This window comes from Gordonia sp. ABSL11-1, from assembly GCF_030315685.1.
GTDB lineage: Bacteria > Actinomycetota > Actinomycetes > Mycobacteriales > Mycobacteriaceae > Gordonia.
The window spans coordinates 76,054-99,657 of the sequence record NZ_JASXSI010000013.1; the positions used below are offsets into that span (position 1 = coordinate 76,054).

A 23,604-nucleotide genomic window follows, 5' to 3' on the forward strand; every position below is an offset into this window, starting at 1 on the left:
GGGCGCGAGGAGGGTCATCACACGGACGTGCGCCCGGCCCGGCGTGGCGGTCGCGGGAGGAAGTAGGAGGTACGGGCCTGATAATCGGCATAGCCGGGGCGTTTGCTCATCGATTCCTCGAGCAGCCGGGCGCCGGTGGCATAGACCAGGAAGTACGTCATCGCCACCGGGGAGAGCGCCGTCAACACACCCGGCCACGCGCTCGCCGCGATGAGCCACAGCCCCCACCACACACTCGAGTCGCCGAAATAGTTCGGGTGACGGGTCCACGACCACAGTCCCCGGCCCATGATCGCGCCCTTGTTCGACGGGTCGGCTTTGAACCGCCGGAGTTGCGCATCACCGACCGCCTCGAACGTGAATCCCAGCAGCCACAACGCCACACCGGCGACGAACACCGCGATCCATCCGCCCTGGGTGGCGCCGACGACGGCCGACACCTGGATCGGCAGCGAGACGAACCACTGCGAGATCGCCTGGGTGGCGAAGATCTTGCGTGCCGCGGTCGCGAGCGGGCTACCGCCGGTGCGGGTCAGCAGGTCGGTGTAGCGGGGATCCTCACCCTTGCCCTTGGACTTGACGAACATGTGCCAGGACAGGCGCAGGCCCCACACGGACACCAGGGCGGCGAGCACCCATCGGCGTGTGGCGTCGCCGGGTCCGATGAACAGTGCGAGCCAGGCGACCAGGACGAATCCCAATCCCCAGGTGACGTCGACGACGTTGTAGCGCCCGATCCGGTGCCCGATGACCAGGGTGATGGTCTGCAAAACGGCGAGCAGCACCAGCGCCGCGATCGTGACGATTGCGAACGCCGTCCACGTCGAACCGGTGTCGATCATTGCCGTGTCCTCCTTCGACGATCGTCACCGTCCGGACGGGTGAACAACAGTTGGTGCACGTCGAGATACCCGGCGCGGAACCCGGCTTCGGAGTAGGCCAGGTAGAACTCCCACATGCGTCGGAAGGGGGTGTCGAAGCCGAGCGCGGCCACGTCGTCGCGGCGAGTGGTGAACCGTTCACGCCACAGCCGGAGCGTTTCCGCGTAGTGCATGCCCATCCCGAGCTGATCGGTCAGCCGCAAGGTGGTGTGCCGTCGGGTGACCGCGTCGAGCGCCTTGAGCGACGTCAACTGGCCGCCGGGGAAGATGTACTTGTGTACCCAGGTGTACGTGCTGCGTGAGGCGACCATCCGGTCGTGGGGCATCGTGATCGCCTGGATCGCCACCCGTCCGCCGGGCGCGAGGACGCGGTCGATGGTCTCGAAGTACACGGGCCAGTACTTCTCGCCGACGGCCTCGATCATCTCCACCGACACGACGGCGTCGTAGGTGCCCTCGACGTGCCGGTAGTCGCACAGCTCGATCGTCACCTTCTCGGACAGTCCGGCCTCGGCCACCCGTTGTCGTGCCAGTTCCTGTTGCTCCGACGACAACGTGACCGAGTGCACCGTCGCTCCGCGTGCGGCAGCACGCAGGCACAGTTCGCCCCAACCGGTCCCGATCTCGAGCAGGCGCGTTCCCGGCCCGACTCCGGCGAGGTCCAGCAGACGGTCGATCTTGCGATGCTGCGCGGAGGTCAGATCCGACCACGGTGGGCGGGTACCGCGCTCGAGGTCGTCGAACAGCGCGCTCGAGTAGGTCATCGACTCGTCGAGGAACAGCGCGAACAGGTCGTTGGACAGGTCGTAGTGCCGGGCGATGTTCGATCGTGTGTTGGCGGTCGAGTTGTCCTCGGAATCAGGCTGTTTCGGCAGCACAGCGGTGCGGAGAACCTGGAGGGGCCGCGGGACGAGCCGCGCGAGTCGGGTGGCGAACGGGGTGAGGACGCCGACCAGGTCGTCGGTGGTCCAGTCGCCGGCCATGAACGACTCGCCGAACCCGATGAGGCCGTCGGTGCCGACGCGCCGGGCGAAGGCGCCGGGGCGACGGATGATCATGCGCGGCAGCACACGTTCGTCGTCGCGGCCCGAGGTGGAGCCGTCCGGGAACTCGACACGGACGTCGACGCGTCGCGTCGCGTTGCGGAACAACCATGCCGCCGCCGCGCTGCGGACAGCGGTCGTGCGCCGACGCGGTGCGTGGGCGACGTCGGGCCACCGGGCCGCCTCATCGGGTGTCAGGTCGCCGGGGAGGTCACGAAGCGGAGCGTTCATCGAAGTCCTTCCGAGAGGAGGTGTGGAGGGTGTCGTCGGCGACGGTCGTCGGATGGTCGTGGACGGGACGGGTGATGACGGGAAGTCGTCTGAGCCACAGCCGAATTCCCTGGACACGGATGCGCGCGGTGACGAGGAGTGGGGCCAGCGGTGCGACGATCTGCGTCGTCAGGATCGCTTGTACGGTCGCCGGCCGCGCCTGCCCGGCCAGCGACGCCACGAACGAGCCCTGGCCCTCGCGGTCCAGGATGATCGACACGGCGACGCGCCCGTCGGGGCCGGGTTCGGGCACGTGCAGTCGGTAGGTGCCGTCGACGTCGTTGAACGGGGAGACGTAGAACTCCTTGCGCACCTGCGCATCCCCGCGTGCGTCCGGCGTCGTCACATAGCAGTGCCGCTCACCGTAGGTGTTGTGCACCTCGGCCACGACGCACCGCAGGGTGCCGTCGAGATCGTGGCACCAGTAGACACTCAGCGGATTGAAGACGTGTCCGGCGACCCGTGGCGACAACAACGCGACGACCCGGCCGGACGGGGGTGCGACGCCGGCAGCATCCAGATGTGCGTCCAGACGGGATCGGAGCGTGTCGCCGGGACCGGCTGGTTCGGGGAAGTGATCTGTCGCAACGAATCGGGCGAACACGCGCAGTGGCCATGAGGGCCGAGGCGGGTTGTCGATGTCGATCAGCCAGGAGGCACTGCGGTAGACGAAGGAATGCCGGATCGGTGTCGTCCGGGTGTGGGTGATACGGGTGTGGACCACCGCGGGGAGAGGTGTCATGCGGTCACCCGCGACGGTGTGGCCGGCGCCCAGGAAGCGCCGAGTCGTTCGGCTGCCCGTGCACCCGAGAGCGCGCCGTCCTCGTGGAAACCCCACCCGTGATATGCGCCGGCGAAGACGATGTCGTCGGTACACGCATCAGGGAGAAGCGCTTGTGCAGCAACGGAATCTGTGGTGTAGACCGGATGCTCGTAGGTCATCTCGGCGATCACCGTGGACTCGTCGACGAGATCGGTGCGCCCCATCGTCACCAGCATGCGCGGAGTGGGATTCGGTAGCCGCATGAGCCGGGTGAGGTCGTAGGTGACCGCCACATCCGAACCGTCGGTACGGATCTGATAGTTCCACGATGCCCACGCGCGCTGTGCTCGTGGCAGGAGCGAGATGTCGGAGTGCAGCACTGCGGGTTTGACCGAGTACGGGATCGCCGACAGCACACGCTGCTGGATCGGGGTCGGCGACGCGAGCATGGTGAGTGCCTGGTGCGGATGGGTGGCGATGGCGACCGCGTCGAAATCCTCGACGGCGCCGTCGGTGCCGATCTGCACGCCACCACCGGGACGGGGCCGCACCGATCGGACCGGTGTCCCCTGACGGACCGTTCCGCCGGCATCGGTGATGCGGGCCTGGATCTTCTCGACGTAGCGCGCCGACCCATCGCTCACCGTGCGCCATGTCGGTGAGCCGAACACCGACAGCATGCCGTGGTGTTGGAGGAAGGTGAACAGGTATCGCGCCGGGTAGTCGGCGGCGACATCCGCGTCGCACGACCAGACGGCGGCGACGAGCGGGACGAGGAAGTTGTCGACGAAGTAGGGCGAGAAGTTCTCGCGCACCACGAACTCCGACAGCGGCTCGTCGGAGTCCGGGGCGTCGAGAAGGGCACGCGCGGATCGATGGAATCGGGTGATCTCGGCGAGCATCCGGAGATATCGGCCGCGCGTCAGGGTGCGGGCGGTCGGGAGGAGACCGCGGATGCCCTTGGCGCCGGCGTACTCGAGGCCGGTGATCTCCGACCGGACCGACATCGACATGTCGGTCTCCTGCGTGGCGACACCCAGGTCGTCGAACAGGCGCAGCAAGGTCGGGTAGGTCCGGTCGTTGTGCACGATGAAACCGGTGTCGACAGGGACGACGCTGCCGTCGGGGAACGCCACCTCATGGGTGTGGGCATGGCCACCGAGGCGGTCGTCCGCCTCGAACACGGTGACCCGGTCCGCGGCGCTGAGGAGGTGTGCAGCGGTGAGCCCGGACACACCCGCGCCGACGACCGCGACCGATCGGGGAGCCGACCGGGAGGACACGGAAATGTTCATGCCCGGTGTTCGGTACCGACCGCGGTCCGGATGGGTCCGAATCGCCCGGTGACCTCGGGTTGGTCCGCCGTCCCGATCCGCTCAGTACTGGGTGGCCCCGATCGGACCGCCGGCCCGGATGTCCTGATCGGTGGAGACGATCTGGGCGCCGAGCGGCAACAGCGAGACGGGCACCATCTTGAAGCTCGCGATGCCGAGCGGGATGCCGATGATGGTCAGGCACATCGCGATCCCCGTCCCGATGTGACCGATGGCCAGCCAGATGCCGGCGACGACTAGCCAGATGATGTTGCCGACCAGGGACATCGTGCCGGCCGTCGGCTTGCGCACGACGGTTCGGCCGAACGGCCACAGGGCGTAGTTGGCCATCCGGAACGAGGCGATGCCGAACGGGATGGTGATGATCAGGATGCAGCAGATGATCCCGGCCACCGCGTAGCCGATCGCCATCCACACGCCACAGAGCAAGAGCCAGATCACGTTGAGGATCGTCTTCATGCGTCCATTGTCCGCCGCCGCGCGAGTGCGCGTCGCCGAACGGACGCCACGACCCCGTGTGGGGACCACCTGTGCCGGTTACCCTGACGCCATGGCCGATCGGGGACGCGAAGCGGTGTGGGCGGTGATCACCACGCTCGTGCTGGTCGTCCGCCTGATCGCGACGATCGCCCTCGTGCTGCTCACGATCGGCTGGGCGTTGATGTCGGTGCGCGGGTCGATGGACAACTCGTTCCTCTGGCCGGCCGTGATCACCGCCGCGGTCCTGGTGGTGAGCACGTACCTGTACAGCCTTCTGCGCGCCCGGTACCCGCGCCGCAACGGCTGGATTCCGTAGGGCGGGCACACGGGCGCGGGTACAGGCAACGGGTTCGTCCCCCGGGTATCACCTCGTCCGCCACGGGCTCGCGGCGGACGATGCGATACCTGGGGAAAGATGCGATACCCGGGGGAGGAGATCGGCGTGATCAGGCGGCGGAGCGGCCGAGCCGGGCCAGCAGTCTGGTCTGGCGGTCGGCGTCGGCGGGCGCCTCGACGCCCGCTGCGCACACCCCGTCGCTGTACAGCGCGGGGCCGAAACCGTCTGCCGCCGTTTCCATCATGGTCAGCTCGTCGTCGGTGAACCGCAGGTCCCGACCGGCCGCGGTCGCGACGTCCCAACGATGCGCCACCATGTCGAAACCGTAGAACCTGAGCAGGGTCTCACCGACGGTGGTCGGTCCGAAGTGGCCGTCGAAGGCCTTCTCCCCGACGGCCGGGTCGGCCAGTCGGTCGGCGACGACGGCGCTGTGCGTGCGCCAGGCCGCCGCGGGGTCGTCGAGGGAGGGCCCGTCGCCGAGGTCGACGTCGTGGCCGGCGAAGAAGTCGCGTTGGGTGTCGATCACGTGGCCGACCACCTCCCGTGCGGTCCAGGCGTCACAGGGGGACGGCGCGGACCAGGCATCCGCGTCGACGGCGTCGAGGACGTCGCCGAATCCGTCGGCGAGTCGTCGGAACCGGGTGGAGAGGTCGTCGAGATCATGGTCGTCGGGTGCGATGTCGGATGAAGTGGTCATGATGGAAACCTAACGACGGCGACCGGAGTGGCGATTGATGAAACCCGACAGATCGGGATCGGCGGGAACGCGCATCGACGACGTCGAACGCGCACACCTCGTCGACCCCGCGGACACCTCGTTCAGCATCGGGCGCTGGGCACCGTCGCCAGACCTGACGGATCTGGTCCGCCGGTTCTGGGTGCCGACCTGGTCGGTGCCGCCGGGTACGTCCGCGCCGCAGCGGGTGCTGCAGTACCCCGTGTGCCTGATCGTGGTGACGGGCGACTACTCGAGGTTCTACGGGCCGACGTCCGGGTTGTCGGAGACGGAACTGACCGGCGACGGGTGGGCGATCGGCACCATGCTCGCGCCGGCCGCCGGGTCGGTGATCACCGGGGGCCCGGTCGCCGAGTGGACGGACCGCCATGACGATCTCTCCGTCGTCGCCGGCGGCCGATCGTTGACCGCGGACATCCGGACGCTCATGGCCACCGATCCGCACGACCCGTCCGCCCAGCACGAGGCGACAGACCTGGTCGAGGCCTGGATTCGGCCGCTGCTCCCTGCCGACGACGACGGCATGCTCATCAACGCCATCGTCGAGTTCGTCGAGAACGATTCGACCGTCACCTCCGTGACCCAGATCTGCGACCGCTTCCACGTCACCGAACGCACGCTGCAGCGGCTGACCCAGCGACGGCTCGGCCTCACCCCGAAATGGTTGATCCAGCGCAGGCGGCTGCACGAGGCCGCCGAGCGGCTCCGCGGGCCCGACACGACGCTGGCGATGATCGCCGCAGAACTCGGGTATGCCGACGAGGCGCACCTCGTGCGGGACTTCCGGACTGTCACCGGGTTGACCCCGGGCCGGTTCGCGGCACGTTTCGACCAGGCGTGATGGCGGGGGTCGGCCCGAACGATCGACTACGCTGGCATGATGGGATGTTGCTCCCATCACAGTTGGCGCGGCGTGATCCGGATACGGATGTGGCCATTGACGGAGGACGAATGAGCGATTCCGCCTCGACATCGTCGCGCGTCCGTCGTGCCTACGAGGACTTTCTGTCGGGGATCACCCCGGCCGATGATTCGGTGCGGTCGGTCGTCCGTGATTCGTGGGCCCGTTCGATCCAGCGCGGGGTCGATCCCGGCGACGTCGTGCCCGAGAGCGACACCACGTCGATGTCGGCGACCGAGTTCGCCGAGTACCGCGACGCGCATCCGATCACTGCGGTGCGACCGCTCGTACAGTCACTCATGCTCGACGACATCGCCGACTCCGGTGTGGTCGTCGCCCTGACCGATCAGGCCGGGCGGCTGCTGTGGGTGGAGGGCGCGACCGATGCCCGCGACCGTGCGGCAGACATCAACTTCGTCGAGGGATCGATGTGGAGTGAGGAGATCGTCGGCACCAACGCGCCGGGACTGGCCCTCGCCGTCGACCGTGGCGTCCAGGTCGTCGGGCCTGAACACTTCGCCGGCGCGGTCCAGGAATGGAGCTGTGCCGCGGCCCCCGTGCACGATCCGATCACCGGACATGTCATCGGCGTCATCGACGTCACCGGCGGGCGTGAGGTCGCCGCTCCGTTCGCGTTGGCCGCCGTGCGATCCGTTGTCGCAGCGGTGGAACGTGAACTGCATTCGCGGGCAGTAGATCTCGCCGATCCGTCGACGTTCGTCGCGGAGAGTGGTGCCCGACTGACCGTTCTCGGCGGTTCGTATCGCTGGCGTCGCGCGGGCGACGGCTCTCCGGAGCGCGCCTTGTCGCGGCGGCACGCGGAGATCCTGCTCCTGCTGCAGGCATATCCCGAAGGGCTCAATACCGAGCAGCTCGCCGTCATGCTCGCCGAGGACGGAGTCGACCCGGTCACGGTCCGCGCCGAGATCTCCCGCCTGCGTAGGGATCTCGGCGCCGACGTGGTGGAGTCCCGTCCCTACCGACTCACGGTGGCACTGGTGTCCGACGTCTCCGAGATCCGCGACCGGGTCGCGGGCGGAGGTGATCTGAGCGCGGTGATCGAGGTCCTGGGGCGTGGTGGACTGCTCGCCGAGTCGTCGGCACCGGGGGTCGCCGAGGTGTTCGAGGAACTACGCGAGGATCTGCGCTCCCGGATCATCGCCGAGGGTGACGTCGGCGCGCTGCGCAAGTGGACGTCGTCGGCGCACGGTCGGGACGACCTCGCCGCGTGGCGTCGCCTCGAGCGCCGGCTGCCGCCCGGTCATCCCGACCGGCCCGTCGTCGGCGGACGAATCCGACTGCTGGACAAGCGCTACGGAGTCTGATCCCGCGTCACCGGGTGGATCGCATCGCGGTGGATCACGTCGGAATCGGTCGTCGACGGAGCTGTTGAGCCCGCGTCCTCGGGCTGGGTCGCCTCGTGAGTCTCGTCGGCCCCGTGGCCAGCGGCCGGGTTGTCGAAGGTGACCGCGATGTCCTGGAATCCTTTGCTGCGCTGGGCTTGCGCCTGCGCGGCGTAGGCGGCCTCGTCGCCCGCGGTGAGTTGGACGTTGTCGGTGAACGGCGTGAGCAACGACCGTGGGAAGAGCTTGTCGACGCGAACCGTGTTGAACTCGAGGCACATCACCATCAGCAGTGCCGCGATGTACAGGAACGCCAGCAGACCGAGCACCACCGCGAAGACCCCGTTGGTCGCGCTCGCATTGCCGATGACGTGCTGGACGTAGACGCTGCCGAACGATTGCAGCACCTGCCAGCCGACGGCGGCGGCGAAGGCGCCCGGCAGTACCTGGCGGACGCTGACGTCGCGGGCCGTGCCGATCCGGAACGCGGCGGTGAACACGCCCGTGTTCAGCACTACCGAGCCGATGATCGCGAATGCCCGCCCGACCGTGCCCAATTCGAACGCCGCGGAGACTCCGTTGATGACGGTCAGCCCGATGACCGCCGTGCCCACCGTCGAGAGCAGGACCAATCCGCGCAGGCGTGCGCGGATCGGGTCGGGGCGTTCATTGCGCGGAACCGCCCACACCGTGTTCATCGCGTTCTGCGCCGCGACCGCCACGCCCAACCCGCCGTACAGCGATCCGAGCACACCGATGGTGATGGCGGGGACCCCGCCACTCAGCTGCTCGGGCTGCTCGAGCTGGCCGCCGATCACCGGGATCTGACTCAAAGCCGAGTCCAGAATGCGTTGCTGGAGCTCCGGGTTGTCGGCGAGGACGATGCCGAGACCGGTCGCGAACAGCAGGAGCAGTGGGAACAGCGAGATGAAGGCGTAGTAGGCCATCAATGCCGCGAGGTAGGCGCCCTGGTCGTCGACGAACTTGTAGACGACCGCGAGCGGGAACCCGGTCGCGGGGTGTCGACGCTGGAAGTCGTCGATGCGCGCGGAGAGCGACAACGGCACTCCCTTCCGTCGTTCCCCCGACGTGGGAGCCCGAGTCTAACGCGGGAGACGACGTGGAGGTCAGGACCGTGTCCTCAATGCGTGTAGGACGACGTCGTGGGTATGTGCCCCGCCGCCGGCCGCGACACCGCGCTCGCGGGTGTCGTCGGTGATCACCGTCCACCCGTCGCCGAGGAGCGCGGCGACGTCGGCGGGCTGGAAGTAGTCGTCGGGGTTGCGGCCTTGGGCGCGAACACCTTCGGCCTCGTGTGACACCACCAGGAGGTGCCCGTCGTCGGCGACGGCGTCGAGCAACCGCTGCACGGTCGCGTCATCGGAACGAGGGATGGGGAAGTACTGCAACGACACCAGGCCGAAGTCGCGACCCGGCACGTCGTCGACGCTCAGATCGGCGCGTAACCAGGTGATCGCCTCGCGGGTGTCGGTCTCACGGGCCCGGTCGATCGCCACCTGCGAGATGTCCACCGCCGTCACCTGCCAACCGCGATCGGCGAGCCAACGCGCGTCGGCGCCCTCGCCGGAGCCGACGTCGAGCGCGGTGCCGGCCGGGAGGTCGGAGGCCTCGGCGACGAGTGCGGGATTGACGTCGGCGGTCCACAATCGGTCGGCGCTCCGATACCGCTCATCCCATTCGGCCGCGGAGTGATCGTCGGGTACGTGCTCGCTCATGATTCGACCGTAATGTGTCGGACCGGCGTGCGAACATGTGTTCTATGCGCATCGAGTGGAAGGAGAGGTCGGAGGCCACGATCCTGCATGCCGACCTGGATTCCTTCTATGCCTCGGTCGAGCAACGCGACAACCCGGAACTGAGGGGGCGGCCGGTCCTCGTCGGCGGCGGGGTGGTGCTCGCGGCCAGCTACGAGGCGAAGGCCCACGGAGTCCGCACACCGATGTCCGGGCGCGAGGCGCGGGCGCTGTGTCCGGATGCCATCGAGGTGCCGGCCCGATTCGACGCATACATCGATGCCAGCAAGGCCGTGTTCGAGATCTTCCACGACATCACCCCCGTGGTCGAGGGGATCTCCGTGGACGAGGCCTTCCTCGACGTCGGCGGGTTGCGGCGCATCAGCGGCTCCCCCGTCGAGATCGCCGCACGTCTGCGGGCACGGGTGGCCGCCGAGGTCGGACTACCCATCACCGTCGGGATCGCCTGCACCAAGTTCCTCGCCAAGGTCGCCAGTGCTGTGGGCAAACCCGACGGCCTGCTCGAGGTGCCCGCCGGGACCGAACTGGACTTCCTCCATCCGCTGCCCGTCCGGCGGCTGTGGGGTGTCGGCGCGGTCACCGAGGCGAAGCTCGCCGACGCCGGGATCCGGTCGGTCGGCGATCTCGCGTCGTTCGGTGAGCACGGTCTGACGAACCTGCTCGGACGCGGGTCAGGGCGGCACCTCTACGCGCTGTCGATGGCGCGCGACCCGCGCCGTGTCGAGACGGGGCGTCGTCGGAGATCGATCGGTTCGCAGCGCGCGCTCGGCCGGCGCCCCAAGAACGAGGCCGACCTCGAAGCGACCCTGGTCGCGATCGTCGAACGGCTCGGCAAGCGTCTGCGTGGCGCCGAACGTCTTTGTCGCACAGTGGTGTTGCGACTCAGGTTCGACGATTTCGCTCGCGTCACACGGTCGCGATCCTTCATGGAACCGACCGATCGGACCGACGTGATCATGGCCGGGGCCCGCGGTCTGCTCGACGACGCGATGCCGCTCATCCGGGATCGCGGATGCACCCTGATCGGGCTGTCGCTCACCAACCTCGACGACCACGACAGCATCCAGCTCACCCTCCCGTTCGAGGCGGACCACGGTGCGGAACTCGACGTCGCGATGGACCAGCTCCGCGACCGGTTCGGCCGCGACGCAGTGACGCGGGCGGTCCTCGTCGGACGCCATCACGGCGACGACGCACCGATGCTGCCGGACTGACCGTCATAGACCCTCACTCGCCGACCGAGCCGAGGTCTCGCCTTCGTGGGCGGATGCGGATAGCCTCACCGTGGATGTGCTTCAGTGAAATGCATCCAGTTTGGTAAATGCTCTGAGATACCGAGAGGGAGATCATGAAGCAGTCAATTCGACGGGTGGTCGGTGTTGCCGCCGCCGCCTCCATCGCCGTGCTCGTCGCCGCAGGGTGCAGCGACGACGGCAACGACACGTCCTCGGCGTCGTCGTCTCCGGCCGCGGTGAGTGAGTCCGCGGCGTCGGAATCCGGCGATGCAGCCGACCAAGGGGGGTCGGTCGAGCTGACCGCAGCTGACGGCACGAAAGTCACGCTGAGCGGCCCGATCGCGGCCAAGTATCAGTCCGCCACCGAGGCGCAGAAGTCCGACCTCGGCGCGGTCAAGGTGGGTGGGGACGCATCAGGCACCGGCGACAACGGTGTGGTGTTCCAGCAGTTCGATGGGGGTGTGATCACTGCCAAGAACGACGATGGCGGTACGCCCGCATACATCACCTGGGGGAAGATCCGAGACGCCTGGAACGTCCCCCGCGATGAGTCCGGTAAGCCCGCAGCGAATGGCAAGGGGGGGTCGCAGGGCCCGCTCGGTGTCGCAACCAGCGATGAGACCGAGGAGGGCGCCGTCAAGAAGTCGACCTTCGAGAACGGCACGATCACCTGGGATTCCGCGACCGACAAGGTCGAGGTGACTGTCGACGGTGAGGTGGTCCCGGCCGAGTAGGTCGTCACTTGTCGGGTTGAAGAGTCCCGCCGACACCCCATCCGCGTCGATCATGCGGGTGGGGTGTCGTCGTCGCGGTCGAGATGTCGAATGGTTCGAGCGCTGCGCAAAACGCGCGAAAGACGACTAATGAGCGCAAGCGTGACTGTGACCTGGATTACCCGAAGACTGCGTGTGTAACGGCTGCTACGTCGAGTCCGGATCTGCCGGCCGTGTACCTCCCAGCCGTTCCCCACACGCAGAAAAGAGCATGACAAATGTTGGTAGCACTCGGCCTCGGAATGGTGGCCACCTTCATGTTCCTGATCATCACGAAACGTGCAACGCCGGTGGTCGCGCTGATCCTGGTGCCGGTGGCGTTCGGACTGTTCGCCGGCGCCGGCCTCGACATCAGCGACATGGTCACCGACGGGATCAAGGAACTCGCGCCCACCGCGGCGATGCTGTTCTTCGCGATCATCTTCTTCGGCATCATGATCGACGTCGGACTGTTCGACCCGGTGGTCCGCCTCGTGGTGCGGATGGTGCGCAACGACCCGGCTCGACTCGTCGTCGGCACCGCCGTGCTGGCGATGGTCGTCTCCCTCGACGGCGACGGATCGACCACCTTCATCATCACCACCGCCGCACTGCTGCCGCTGTATCTGAAGCTCGGCGTGAGTCCGGTGGTGCTGACCGTGGCGGCAGGCCTGGCGAACGGCACGATGAACATCCTGCCGTGGGGCGGCCCGACCGCCCGCGCCGCGAGCGCCCTGAAGATCGACACGAATGCGGTGTTCCTGCCGATGGTTCCCGCGCTGATTGCCGGCCTGGTCGTCGTGCTCCTGTTCTCGTATCACCTCGGCGTGCTCGAGCGTCGCCGGATCGGCCGAATCGAGATCAAGGAGTCGATGCTGATGCCTCGTGACGAGGTGCTGGTCGGCGCCGGTGGTGGCTCGGGCACGGACACCCCGGTCTCGACGGGTCGGTCCGGGCGCGGGCGCGGCGCATCCGGCGCGGGCTCGGCCGCAACCGGTTCGGACGACGACCCGTCGACCCGTGATCTCCCGGTCGGCCCTCGGAACGAGGATGCCGCCGACGACGGCGAGACGAGCTTCACCGGCGTCCTCGATCCGAATCGGCCCACGCTGCGCCCGAAGTTGTTCTGGCTCAACGCCGGACTGACGGTCGCGCTCCTGGCTGTCCTCGGCCTCGACGTCGTCGCCATCCCGGTGCTGTTCATGATCGCCTCGGGCATTGCGCTGGCGATCAACTTCCCGCACATCAAGGATCAGCAGGAAGCGATCACGCGGCACTCGTCGAGCATCGTCTCGGTGGTGGCGATGGTCCTCGCAGCGGCGGTACTCACCGGCGTGTTCAGCGGCACCGGGATGGTCGACGCGATCGCGCACTGGCTCGCCTCCGGCATCCCCTCGTGGATGGGCCCGCACATGGCGATCGTCATCGGTGTGCTGTCGATCCCGCTGACCTTCCTGATGAGCAACGACGCGTTCTACTACGGCGTGCTGCCGGTGTTGTCGGAGACGGCCACCCGTTATGGCATCGATCCCGCCGAGATGGCCCGGGCCTCCATCACCGGCCAGCCGTTCCACATGCAGAGCCCGCTGGTCCCGGCGATCCTGCTCCTGGTCGCCCTGGCCGGTGTGAGTCTCGCCGATCACCACAAGAAGGTGCTGTGGCGTGCCGCCGCGGTGTCGATCGTGATGCTCGTCGTCGGTGGCCTGGTCGGCGCGATCCCGTTCTGACCGGGGTCGTCCATCAGTGGCCTTAGGCTGACCGCATGCGCTTGCGAACGCAGGTACTTCTCCTGCAGCTCGCCGTCATCGCGGTCAGCCTTGCCGTCGGTTTCGGGCTGGTGATCTCCGGCGCCGACGACCGCGTGCGCGACGAGTACGCCCAGCGCGCGCTGGCCATCGCGCAGTCCGTCGCCGCCGACGCTGACGTCCAGGCCGAGGTCGCCGCACATCAGGGGCAGACGCTCGATGCCGCCGAACTCGCTTCCGGTCCGCTACAGACGGAGGCGACGTCGGTACGGGAACGGACGGGCGCGCTGTTCGTGGTCATCGGCAACGACGCCGGTCTGCGGCTGGCCCATCCCGAGGTGGACGAGCTGGCCGAGAAGGTCTCGACCGATCCCTCCACCGCGTTGTCGGGCAATGAGGAGGTCACGACCGATCGCGGCACACTCGGTGAGTCGGTCCGGGCCAAGGTGCCGGTGCTCGACGGCGGGCGGGTCGTCGGGTTCGCCAGCGTCGGGGTGTCCACGGCGCGGTTGGCGTCGGAGACACGCCGGGACACGATCGCCACCATCCTCATCGCCCTGGCCGCACTCGGCGTCGGCGCGGTGGGATCGGCGCTGCTGGCACGGCGGTGGCGTCGGTTGACGCTCGGTCTGGAGCCGGACGAACTGACCGAGCTCGTCCGTGAACAACGTGCGGTCCTGCACTCGCTCGCCGACGGCGTGCTCGCGGTCGACAGCGGCGGGGTCGTCAGGGTCGCCAACGACACCGCCCTCACCTTGCTCGGGTTGACCGACCCGATCGGCCGGGATGTCGACGACCTCGGCCTGACCCCTCGAATCCGTGGCGTGCTGGCCGACCCGACGCCCGAACCGGTGGCTGCGACCGTGGGCGAGAGGGTGGTGCTGGTCAGCTCGCACACAGTGGAGGCCGATGGCCGCGATCTGGGGACCGTGCTGTCGGTGATCGATCGCACGGACGTCGCACGACTCACCCAGGAGGTGGATTCGATCCGCGCGATGAGTACGGCCCTGCGGGCCCATCGGCACGAGACGGCGAACCGTATGCATGTGCTGGCCGGACTCTTGCGTCACGGCCACACCGACGAGGCGTCGGACTATCTCGATCAGCTGACCGGGAGCGGTCCCGACAGCACACGGCTCGACGGGCTCGACAACGTCGGCGAACCACACCTGCACGCGTTCCTCGACGCGAAGGCGGCTCACGCCCGTGAGCGTGGCGCGACGTTGCGTCTCGGAGACCAGACCTGGGTGCAGGGAGTGCTGCGTGAACCGGTCGTGGTGACCACCGTGCTCGGAAACCTCATCGACAACGCCATCGATGCGTCGGTGGGCGGGATGGTGGTCGACGATGGGATGGTCGACGGTGGCGCCGCGAGGGATGCGGTCGTGGATGCGGTCGTCGAGGTCGAGGTGCTGACGGACGGCGACGACTTGTTCATCACGGTCGCCGACAGCGGGCCGGGCATCGGATTCGACGATCCTGCAGAGATATTCGACGAGGGCGTGACGACGAAGTCGCCGACCGGTGTCGTCGGCGGGAGGGGGATGGGCTTGTCGTTGTCGCGGCAGATGGTGCGGCGCATCGGTGGTGACATCTGGGTCGCCGAATCGGGCGGCGACGGTGAACGAGACCCCGGGGAGCTACGCGGGGCGGTCCTCGTCGCACGTCTCCCCGCGATGATGGCCGACGAGACCGGAGGTACCTGACGTGACCGGCGATATCGGTGTGCTCATCGTCGACGATGATTTCCGTGTCGCGGCATTGCATTCGACGATCGTCGACGCCGTGCGCGGCTTCCGGGTGATCGCGCGCGCCGGCAGTGTGGCCGCGGCCCGGACCGCGATGGCCGAACGCGGTGCCGACATCGACCTGGCCCTTCTCGACGTCTACCTGCCGGACGGATCAGGGATCGACCTCGTCGCCGAATTGAGCTGCGACGCATTCATCGTCGGCGCGGAGACCGAGGCGCCGGCCGTACGCCGCGCGATGCGATCGGGTGCGTTGGCATTCCTGATCAAACCGTTCGACGACACCGAGCTCGCGCGTCGGTTGGCCGGTTACGCGCAGTACCGACGCGTCCTGGCCGCAGACAATGTCGATCAGCGGGCCGTCGATGCGGCGTTGTCGGCCTTGCGATTCGGCACCCGCGGATCCGACCGGGCCGAGGCCGGGTCGCACACGGAACAGAAGATCCTCGACCTGTTCGCCGGTGTCGACGGTGCGCTGGTCGCCGATCAGGTCTCCGAGGCCGTCGGTGTGTCCCCGGCGACCGCCCGCCGGCATCTCGCGAGTCTCGTCTCATCCGGGCGGCTGGCGATGTCGCTGCAGTACGGCACCACCGGGCGGCCGCGGCAGGAGCATCGACTGGCCGACTAGTCCGGACCGCGAGCGGATGTGCGATCAGCGCGGTGGGATGCGTGTCGTGCGATCAGCGCGGTGGGATGCGTGTCGTGCGATCAGCGCGGTGGGATGCGTGGATGTCCGGCGCCGGTGTCGACGAAACCGTAAGCTGTCTGCGTGTCCGCGCCCGATCCAGCACAGCGTCTCGACCTCATGCGCGAGTTCGCCCAGACCTACCGCGGCCGGCATTTTCTCGACGAGCGCTACGACCTCGACGGCGGATATCTGCAGACCACGCTGTCGGACGACTCGCGGATGCCGTTGCGGTTCTTCGTCGAATTCGCTGCGGCCGATCCCACCGCGGCACCCATCGAACGCATACGGCACAACCTGCAGGACCTTCTCGAACGGATCTGACCCGAGCGCCAGAGGAGTTGCGATGACCGATATCCCAGCCGCCGACCTCCCGCCCACCGACACTCCCCACACCGACAATCCCTACACCGACGCCGACCTCGACGCCGATCTCCGGTGGTGGGCGGCCGCCAACTACCTCACCGTCGCCCAGATCTATCTGCAGGACAACGTATTGCTGCGCGAACCGCTGACGCGCGAGCACATCAAACCCCGTCTGCTCGGCCACTGGGGGACCAGTCCCGGGCTGTCGGGCATCTACACCGTTCTCAACCGTGTGATCCGCGAGACCGATTCGGAGTGGCTCTATGTCACCGGCCCGGGACATGGCGGTCCGGCACTCGTCGCGAACGTCTACCTCGAGGGCACCTACAGCGAGATCTATCCGCCGGTGTCTCCGGATGCGCGCGGCGTCCGGCGTCTGTGCCGCCAGTTCTCCACTCCCGGAGGCATTCCCAGCCATGTGAGTGTGCAGACCCCGGGCAGCATCCACGAAGGAGGTGAACTCGGCTACGCGCTAGTCCACGCCGCAGGCGCCGCGTACGACCATCCCGATCTGATCGTCGCCTGCGTCGTCGGCGACGGAGAGGCCGAGACCGGGCCGCTCTCCGGGTCGTGGAAGATCCCGGCCTTCCTCAACGCCGCACGCGACGGCGCGGTGCTGCCGATCCTCCACCTCAACGGAGCCAAGATCGCCTCGCCGACTGTCCTCGGCCGCAGCACCGACCAGGAGGTCACCGACTATCTCGGCGGTCAGGGGTGGGCCGCGATCTTCGTCGAGGGCGACGACCCGCGAAAGGTGTTCACCGCACTCAAGGCGGCAATCGATCAGTCGTACAAGGTGATTCGTGAGCTGCAGGCGGATGCGCGTGCGAACGGGACGACGCCGAACACGCGGTGGCCGGCGATCGTGCTCCGCACCCCGAAGGGCTGGACCGGACCGCATGTGGTCGACGGTCAACTCGTCGAGGGCACCCACCGCGCGCATCAGGTCCCGCTGTCCGGGGTACGGGACAACCCCGCCCACCTCCGTCAGCTCGAGGACTGGATGCGCTCGTACCGTCCGGAGGACGTCTTCGACGAGAACGGCGCCGTGGTCGAGTCGATCACCTCCCTGGCGCCGGACGGTGATCGCAGGCTCGGCTCGTCGCCCTTTGCGAACGGCGGCCGCCTGCTGACACCGCTCCGGTTGCCGCCGATCGCGCGCTACGCCCTCGACATCGACAACCCGGGCGCCACCCTCCACGAGACGACCCGGGTCCTCGGCGAGTACATGCGAGACATCTACGTCGAGAACACCACGCCCGACGACGGCGGATCGTTCCGCCTGTTCTGCCCGGACGAGACCGCGAGCAACCGGCTCGCCGCCGTCTTCGACGTCACCGACCGCTGCTGGCAACTGCCGGTCACCGAGTACGACGATCAGCTGTCGTCGTCCGGGCGTGTGATGGAGGTGCTCAGCGAGCACCTCTGCCAGGGTTGGCTCGAGGGTTACCTCCTGACCGGCCGGCACGGTCTGTTCGCGAGCTACGAGGCGTTCGCGATGGTCAGTGCGTCGATGGTGATCCAGCACACCAAGTGGCTGCAGCATGCGGCGACTCTCGACTGGCGCGAGCCCGTCGCCTCGATGAACATCCTGCTGACGTCGACCTGCTGGCGTAACGACCACAACGGGTTCTCCCACCAGGGGCCCGGGTTGATCGACGCGGTCCTGCCGCTCGCACCCGATGTGGTCCGCATCTGGCTGCCGCCGGACTCCAACTCGCTGCTGTCTATCGCCGAACACTGCTTCCGCAGTCGCGATCACGTGAACCTGCTCGTCGTCGACAAGCAGCCGCACCTGCAGTACCTGACCCTCGAGGAGGCCAACGACCAGGCGGCCGCCGGGGCGTCGATCTGGTCCTGGGCCGGCACCGACGGCGACAGCGCCGACGACCCCGACATCGTATTGGTAGGTGCGGGCGACGTCCCGACGCAGGAGATCCTCGCTGCCGCCCAGATCCTGCGCGAGTGGGTGCCGTACCTGCGGGTGCGGGTGGTCAATGTGATGGACCTGATGGCGCTGCTGCCGCCCGCCGATCATCCACACGGCATGTCCGACGACGACTTCGTCGACCTGTTCACCGAGACCGGGCACGTCGTGTTCGCGTTCCACGGCTACCCACGTGCGGTTCATCAGCTCCTGCACGGTCGACCGGACGCCGACCGTTTCCACGTTCGTGGCTTCACCGAACAAGGCACGACGACGACGCCGTTCGACATGGTCGTCCTGAACACGATGAGCCGCTATCACCTCGTGCTCGAGGCGCTGCGGCGTTCCCGCCGGGTTCCGGAACGCGGCAACGACCTGGCCGAGTACTGCCGACGGCAATTGGCGCGCCACCACGAGTACGTCCGGGAACACTTCGAGGATCTACCCGAGATCAGGGACTGGACCTGGTCCTGAAGGCCGGATTCCCGCGGACCGGTCGACCCGCGGATGATCGGGCGGCGCATTAACGTTCTGATCGGACGTCGCCCGACGGCGGGTGGCGTTCGAGAGGAGTGTGGGTTCCGGTGGTGACCAACGCCCGGCGAATGGTGGATTGGGTGCGAACCGAATCCGGCAGCGCGGCCTTGCTCGTGCTGGTGACGGTGATCGCGCTCGTCTGGGCGAACTCACCGATCGGCGACTCCTACACCGAGCTCTGGCACACGGGTCTCGGCATCGTGTTCGGCGAGCACGACTTCGAGATGGACCTGCATCACTGGATCAACGACGGCCTGATGGTCGTGTTCTTCTTCGTCATCGGTCTCGAGGTGCGCCAGGAGTTCGCGATCGGATCGCTGCGGGATCGGCGACGTGCAATGGTGCCGATGGTCGCCGGGATCGCCGGTGTGATCGTCCCGGCACTGATCTACCTGGCGATCGCCGGCCGCGACGTCGTCGACGGGTGGGGCGTGGTGGTCGGCACCGACACCGCATTCCTGCTCGGCGCTCTGGCCATCGTCGGTCCCCGGATGTCGAATCAGCTGCGCATCTTCCTGCTGACCCTGACCGTGGTCGACGACTTCCTCGCCGTCTCGATCATCGGTGTCGTCTACACCGAGGATCTGAAGATCGGTCCGTTGGTGATCGCGCTCGTCGGTCTCGTCGGACTCTGGCTGCTCTCCCGCACGTCCGAATGGCGCAGCGCACCCTACGTGATCCTCGTCGTCATCGTGTGGGCGGCGACCCTGGCCTCGGGCGTCCACCCGTCGCTGGCAGGCATGGCGGCGGGGCTGCTCGTCCCGGCCCGTCCGACCGAGCGGGGACACGTCGAGAAGGCCAAGACCCTGTTCCGCGATTACTGGCAATCGCCCGAGGCGACCGTCGCCCGCACGGCGCGGCGCGGTCTGGCCCGCTCGATCTCCGTGAACGAACGCCTCCACGACGTCCTGCGCGGGCCCGTCTCCCTGTTCGTGGTGCCCGTGTTCGCACTCGCCAACGCGGGCATCGACCTCGGCGGTGGCGTACTGGCCGAGGCGTTCAGTTCGACCATCACCTGGGGCGTCGTCGTCGGACTCGTCCTCGGCAAGTTCGTCGGCATCTCGCTGGGGACATGGTTGGCGATCCGGGCCGGACTCGGACGGCTGCCCGACGGTGTGGGCCGCGGCAGTGTGCTCGGCGGCGCCGCGCTGTCCGGGATCGGCTTCACGGTCTCGCTGCTGATCGTGGGACTGGCGTTCACCGACTCCGACGACGCCGCGAAGGCGACCGTCGGCGTGCTGGCCGCGATGATCCTCGCGGCCCTGCTCGGATGGTTCGTGTTCACCCGGGCACGGGTGAAGTGGGGTGAGACGTCGGCGGACCTGCCGGTCACCCTCGACCCGCCGGTCGATGTCGTCGGCGACCACATCCGGGGACCGCACGACGCACCGCTCACCGTCGTCGAGTTCATGGACTTCGAGTGCCCGTTCTGCGCCAAGACCACCGGGATGTGGAACGACGTGCACGCACACTTCGGCGATCGCGTTCGCTACATCGTGCGTCACCTGCCGCTGCACGACTATCACCCGCACGCCCTCCTCGCGGCGACCGCAGCGGAGGCGGCCGCCAACCAGGGCAAGTTCTGGGAGATGCACGACATCCTGTTCGCCCATCAATCCGAACTGGAGGTCGATCATCTGCTGAGCTACGCCGAGCGTCTCGAGCTGGACATGAACCGGTTCGTCACCGACCTCGAGAGCGAGGAGATCGCGGTCACCATCGCCACGAACGAACAGAGTGCCTTCGACAGTGGGGCCCGCGGCACACCGACGTTCTTCCTGAACGGGCACCGCCACCGCGGCCCACACGACGCGCGGACGCTGATCGCCGCACTCGAACAAGTGGACGCGGCGAACTCGGCGGCGCGGCGTCGTTCGTGAAGGAGCTCGTGAGCTGGGACTTCCCCGCATCGCCGGCCGTAAGTCTGGCTATGGTGTTCGCATGACGATGAATGTGGACGCCACCAACCCCGATCTGGTCACCGTCGGTGTGCCCACCCACTGGTACAACCTCGCGGCCGAACTCGATCAGCCGATCCCGCCTCACCTGCACCCCGGGACCAAGGAACCCGTCGGCCCCGACGACCTCGTCGCGCTCTTCCCGACGGGCCTGATCGCGCAAGAGGTGTCGACGGAGACCTACATCGAGATCCCGGAGCCGGTGCGCGAGATCTATCGGATGTGGCGGCCGTCCCCGCTGATCCGGGCGCGACGGTTCGAGGAGTCGCTCAACACCAAGGCCCGCATCTACGTCAAGTACGAAGGCGTGAGCCCCGTCGGCAGCCACAAGACCAATTCGGCAGTCGCGCAGGCCTATTACAACAGCGTCGACGGAGTGCGGAAGCTGACGACGGAGACCGGAGCGGGCCAGTGGGGGAGTGCGCTCGCGTTCGCCGGTGCGCAGTTCGGCATCGACATCGAGGTCTGGCAGGTCCGCGCGTCGTACGATTCGAAGCCGTACCGGGGGCACCTGATCCGCACCTACGGCGGCACGCTGCATCCGTCGCCGTCCGATCTGACCGAGTCCGGTCGCGCGATCCTCGCCAAGGACCCCGACACCACCGGCAGCCTCGGTATGGCTGTCAGCGAGGCGGTCGAGGTGGCCGCCGGCGACCCCGACACCCGGTATGCGCTCGGCAGTGTCCTCAATCATGTTGTGCTGCATCAGAGTGTCATCGGGCAGGAGGCGGTCGATCAGTTGCACGCCGTCGAGCCCGGCGGCGCGGACATCGTGTTCGGCTGTGCAGGAGGCGGTTCGAACCTGGCCGGGCTGTCCTTCCCGTTCCTGCGGGAGAGGATCCATCAGCGCTCGACCCCGCGGGTGATCGCGGCGGAGCCGGCCGCATGTCCGTCCATCACCCAGGGCGAGTACCGCTACGATCACGGCGACGTCGCCGGGCTGACACCGCTGCTCAAGATGCACACGCTCGGTACGGATTTCGTCCCGGATCCGATCCACGCCGGCGGTCTGCGCTACCACGGCATGGCGCCCGCGCTGAGTCACACGGTCGAGCTGGGCCTCGTCCAGGCCACCGCGATCAGCCAGCACGACGCCTTCTCGGCAGGCGTGCAGTTCGCGCGGACGCAGGGCATCGTCCCGGCGCCCGAGTCCACCCATGCCATCGCCGCCTGCGCCGCGCACGTCGCCGACAGCGACGAAGAACAGGTCGTGGTCATCGGCCTGTCCGGACACGGTCAGCTCGACCTGCCGGCGTACGCGGAATTCCTCGACGGGAAGTTCTGACCCTTCGTGACGCTCGCAAGCTCGCTTCTCAGGGGCCGGTTGTTCGCAAGCTCGCTCCTCGGGGGATCGGTTGATTGTGCTCCCTGAGGAGGCCGCGAGGTACGAGCGGGCGTCACGCGTCCTGCTCCCTGAGGAGCCCGCGAGGAACGAGCGGGCGTCACGAAGGGTCCGACCGTGATGCGCACCGTCGGTGTCGATCTTGCGGCCTCGCCGACTCACACCGCGGTGGCGTCGGTCGAATGGTCAACGGGTGCTGCACGGCTCACCGGCCTGGTGGTGCCGGCCGATGACGAGCAGATCCGCGAGCTGGCGCGCGGTGCCGATCGGATCGGGATCGACGCCCCATTCGGTTGGCCTGACGGTTTCGTGGATTTCGTGGTCGCACAACAGCAGGGTGACCTCGGTCGCGGGCGGGAGCTCGATCGGATCGAGAACCGCCGTCTGCTGGCGTACCGGCGGACCGACCGCGTCGTCGTCGAGCAGGGCCGGGGCCGGCCGCTGAGCGTGTCGGCCGATCAGATCGCGCATGTGGCGTTCCGTGCTGCAGGCCTGCTCGCCGATCTCGGCGTGACCGATCGGGTCGACGGTTGGGCGGTCGAGGCGTATCCGGCTGCCGCGCTGCAAGAGTGGGGTCTGACGTCACGCGGCTACAAAGGTGTAGCGCGGCGCTCGGTGCTGCAGGCGTCATGCGACGCGCTGACCGAGCAGGCACCGTGGCTGGACGTGTCCGGGCACCGTGAGGTGCTGATGACCGACGACAACGCCTTCGACGCCGTCATCACGGGGCTGATCGCCCGTGCTGCGGCCGTGGGCGGGACACACCTGCCCGACGACACCGACCGACCGATCGCCGCGCGCGAGGGCTGGATTCACGTACCGCACACGACGTTGTCGGGGCTGGTCTGAGCACGGATGCTCGCGGACCGCGATCAGTCGAGATCCAGTCGCATGAGCACTCGCGGGAATCCGTTGAGCACCGAGGTCGTGTCGGCTGCCTTGCGGAAGCCGGCCGCCTCGAACAACTTTCGGGTACCGACGTACGCCATCGTCAGGTCGACCTTCTCGCCCTTGTTGTCGACCGGGTAGCCTTCGACGGCGGGTGCGCCGCGGTCACGGGCGAAGTCGACGGCTCCGGCGAGCAGCGGATGGGAGATGCCCTGCTTGCGGTGCCCGGGCCGGATGCGGATGCACCACACCGACCAGACATCGACATCATCGACGTGCGGGATCCTGCGGTTGCCGGCGAAGGTCGTATCGGCGCGCGGTGCGACCGCCGCCCAGCCCACCACCTCGTCGCCGTCATAGGCGAGGACCCCGGGTGGCGGCGTGCGGCGGCACAGCTTCTTCACGTACTCCCCACGCGCCTCTCGGGCCAGTTCCTGGTTGAGCTTGTTGGGAATCCGGTAGCTGAGACACCAGCAGACATTCGCGTCGGGCCGTTTCGGGCCGACCATGGTGCGGACATCGGCGAAACGCGTCGCCGGGCGTACCTCGATCGCCATG

The 23,604-nt window shown here is 67.9% G+C and carries 22 protein-coding genes; 13 read left to right on the forward strand and 9 right to left on the reverse strand.

Going from position 1 to position 23,604, the window contains the following annotated elements:
- Positions 1-17 precede the first annotated feature (17 nt).
- From QSJ19_RS15510 to QSJ19_RS15530, 5 genes are all read right to left on the reverse strand, one after another.
- Positions 18-842 carry a DUF1295 domain-containing protein gene (locus QSJ19_RS15510; RefSeq protein ID WP_286321676.1) on the reverse strand — a complete coding sequence of 275 codons (825 nt, stop codon included), beginning with the start codon at positions 840-842 and terminating at the stop codon, positions 18-20.
- A complete protein-coding gene (locus QSJ19_RS15515; RefSeq protein WP_286321678.1) occupies positions 839-2,155 on the reverse strand; it encodes an SAM-dependent methyltransferase in 1,317 nt (438 codons plus the stop codon). The genes QSJ19_RS15510 and QSJ19_RS15515 overlap by 4 nt, the downstream gene beginning before the upstream one ends.
- The gene (locus QSJ19_RS15520; protein ID WP_286321681.1) at positions 2,136-2,936 is read right to left on the reverse strand and encodes a DUF1365 domain-containing protein; all 801 of its coding nucleotides are present in this window, start codon (positions 2,934-2,936) and stop codon (positions 2,136-2,138) included. Before QSJ19_RS15520 ends, QSJ19_RS15515 begins: the two co-directional genes overlap by 20 nt.
- Entirely contained in the window at positions 2,933-4,252 is a 1,320-nt protein-coding gene (locus QSJ19_RS15525) for an NAD(P)/FAD-dependent oxidoreductase (RefSeq protein WP_286321683.1), read from the reverse strand. The genes QSJ19_RS15520 and QSJ19_RS15525 overlap by 4 nt, the downstream gene beginning before the upstream one ends.
- A gap of 81 nt (positions 4,253-4,333) precedes the next feature.
- On the reverse strand, positions 4,334-4,750 hold the full coding sequence (locus tag QSJ19_RS15530; protein WP_286321685.1) for a YccF domain-containing protein: 417 nt from the start codon (positions 4,748-4,750) through the stop codon (positions 4,334-4,336).
- Positions 4,751-4,841: 91 nt separating this feature from the next.
- On the opposite strand from QSJ19_RS15530, the gene QSJ19_RS15535 reads away from it, so the two are divergent.
- On the forward strand, positions 4,842-5,087 hold the full coding sequence (locus QSJ19_RS15535) for a hypothetical protein (protein ID WP_286321686.1): 246 nt from the start codon (positions 4,842-4,844) through the stop codon (positions 5,085-5,087).
- A gap of 130 nt (positions 5,088-5,217) precedes the next feature.
- On the opposite strand, the gene QSJ19_RS15540 is transcribed toward QSJ19_RS15535, so the two are convergent.
- Entirely contained in the window at positions 5,218-5,805 is a 588-nt protein-coding gene (locus QSJ19_RS15540; RefSeq protein ID WP_286321687.1) for a TIGR03086 family metal-binding protein, read from the reverse strand.
- Between the two features lie 37 nt (positions 5,806-5,842).
- Here QSJ19_RS15540 and QSJ19_RS15545 point away from each other — a divergent pair, with 37 nt between their 5' ends.
- Complete coding sequence (locus QSJ19_RS15545) at positions 5,843-6,685, forward strand: helix-turn-helix domain-containing protein (RefSeq protein ID WP_286321689.1); 843 nt, start codon at positions 5,843-5,845, stop codon at positions 6,683-6,685.
- A 110-nt stretch (positions 6,686-6,795) separates the two neighbouring features.
- A complete protein-coding gene (locus QSJ19_RS15550) occupies positions 6,796-8,070 on the forward strand; it encodes a GAF domain-containing protein (protein ID WP_286321691.1) in 1,275 nt (424 codons plus the stop codon).
- Here the strand turns inward: QSJ19_RS15550 and QSJ19_RS15555 are convergent.
- Positions 8,058-9,149, reverse strand: a complete 1,092-nt coding sequence (locus tag QSJ19_RS15555; protein WP_286321692.1) for a YihY/virulence factor BrkB family protein — start codon at positions 9,147-9,149, stop codon at positions 8,058-8,060. The genes QSJ19_RS15550 and QSJ19_RS15555 overlap by 13 nt on opposite strands.
- Before the next feature lie 66 nt (positions 9,150-9,215).
- Positions 9,216-9,824: a class I SAM-dependent methyltransferase gene (locus tag QSJ19_RS15560; protein ID WP_286321693.1), complete on the reverse strand. Its 609-nt coding sequence runs from the start codon at positions 9,822-9,824 to the stop codon at positions 9,216-9,218.
- Positions 9,825-9,868: 44 nt separating this feature from the next.
- Here QSJ19_RS15560 and dinB point away from each other — a divergent pair, with 44 nt between their 5' ends.
- The 10 genes from dinB to QSJ19_RS15610 all read left to right on the forward strand — a co-directional run bounded on the left by dinB (position 9,869) and on the right by QSJ19_RS15610 (position 23,007).
- Positions 9,869-11,077: a DNA polymerase IV gene (gene dinB, locus QSJ19_RS15565; RefSeq protein WP_286321695.1), complete on the forward strand. Its 1,209-nt coding sequence runs from the start codon at positions 9,869-9,871 to the stop codon at positions 11,075-11,077.
- A gap of 134 nt (positions 11,078-11,211) precedes the next feature.
- Positions 11,212-11,832, forward strand: a complete 621-nt coding sequence (locus QSJ19_RS15570) for an LGFP repeat-containing protein (protein ID WP_286321696.1) — start codon at positions 11,212-11,214, stop codon at positions 11,830-11,832.
- A gap of 257 nt (positions 11,833-12,089) precedes the next feature.
- A complete protein-coding gene (locus QSJ19_RS15575; RefSeq protein WP_286321697.1) occupies positions 12,090-13,577 on the forward strand; it encodes a CitMHS family transporter in 1,488 nt (495 codons plus the stop codon).
- A gap of 35 nt (positions 13,578-13,612) precedes the next feature.
- A complete protein-coding gene (locus QSJ19_RS15580; protein WP_286321698.1) occupies positions 13,613-15,301 on the forward strand; it encodes an ATP-binding protein in 1,689 nt (562 codons plus the stop codon).
- Position 15,302: 1 nt separating this feature from the next.
- Complete coding sequence (locus QSJ19_RS15585) at positions 15,303-15,971, forward strand: response regulator (RefSeq protein ID WP_286321699.1); 669 nt, start codon at positions 15,303-15,305, stop codon at positions 15,969-15,971.
- Positions 15,972-16,112: 141 nt separating this feature from the next.
- Complete coding sequence (locus QSJ19_RS15590; protein WP_286321701.1) at positions 16,113-16,352, forward strand: hypothetical protein; 240 nt, start codon at positions 16,113-16,115, stop codon at positions 16,350-16,352.
- Positions 16,353-16,374: 22 nt separating this feature from the next.
- Positions 16,375-18,795 (forward strand): phosphoketolase family protein, encoded by a 2,421-nt coding sequence (locus tag QSJ19_RS15595; protein ID WP_286321702.1) that lies wholly within the window; start codon positions 16,375-16,377, stop codon positions 18,793-18,795.
- A gap of 143 nt (positions 18,796-18,938) precedes the next feature.
- Positions 18,939-20,738: a Na+/H+ antiporter NhaA gene (gene nhaA, locus QSJ19_RS15600; protein WP_286321703.1), complete on the forward strand. Its 1,800-nt coding sequence runs from the start codon at positions 18,939-18,941 to the stop codon at positions 20,736-20,738.
- A 61-nt stretch (positions 20,739-20,799) separates the two neighbouring features.
- Positions 20,800-22,101: a TrpB-like pyridoxal phosphate-dependent enzyme gene (locus QSJ19_RS15605; protein ID WP_286321704.1), complete on the forward strand. Its 1,302-nt coding sequence runs from the start codon at positions 20,800-20,802 to the stop codon at positions 22,099-22,101.
- Positions 22,102-22,278: 177 nt separating this feature from the next.
- Positions 22,279-23,007 (forward strand): DUF429 domain-containing protein, encoded by a 729-nt coding sequence (locus QSJ19_RS15610; protein ID WP_286321802.1) that lies wholly within the window; start codon positions 22,279-22,281, stop codon positions 23,005-23,007.
- Between the two features lie 23 nt (positions 23,008-23,030).
- Here QSJ19_RS15610 and QSJ19_RS15615 read toward each other — a convergent pair whose 3' ends face one another.
- Positions 23,031-23,603: a GNAT family N-acetyltransferase gene (locus QSJ19_RS15615; protein ID WP_286321706.1), complete on the reverse strand. Its 573-nt coding sequence runs from the start codon at positions 23,601-23,603 to the stop codon at positions 23,031-23,033.
- Between the last annotated feature and the right edge of the window lies 1 nt (position 23,604).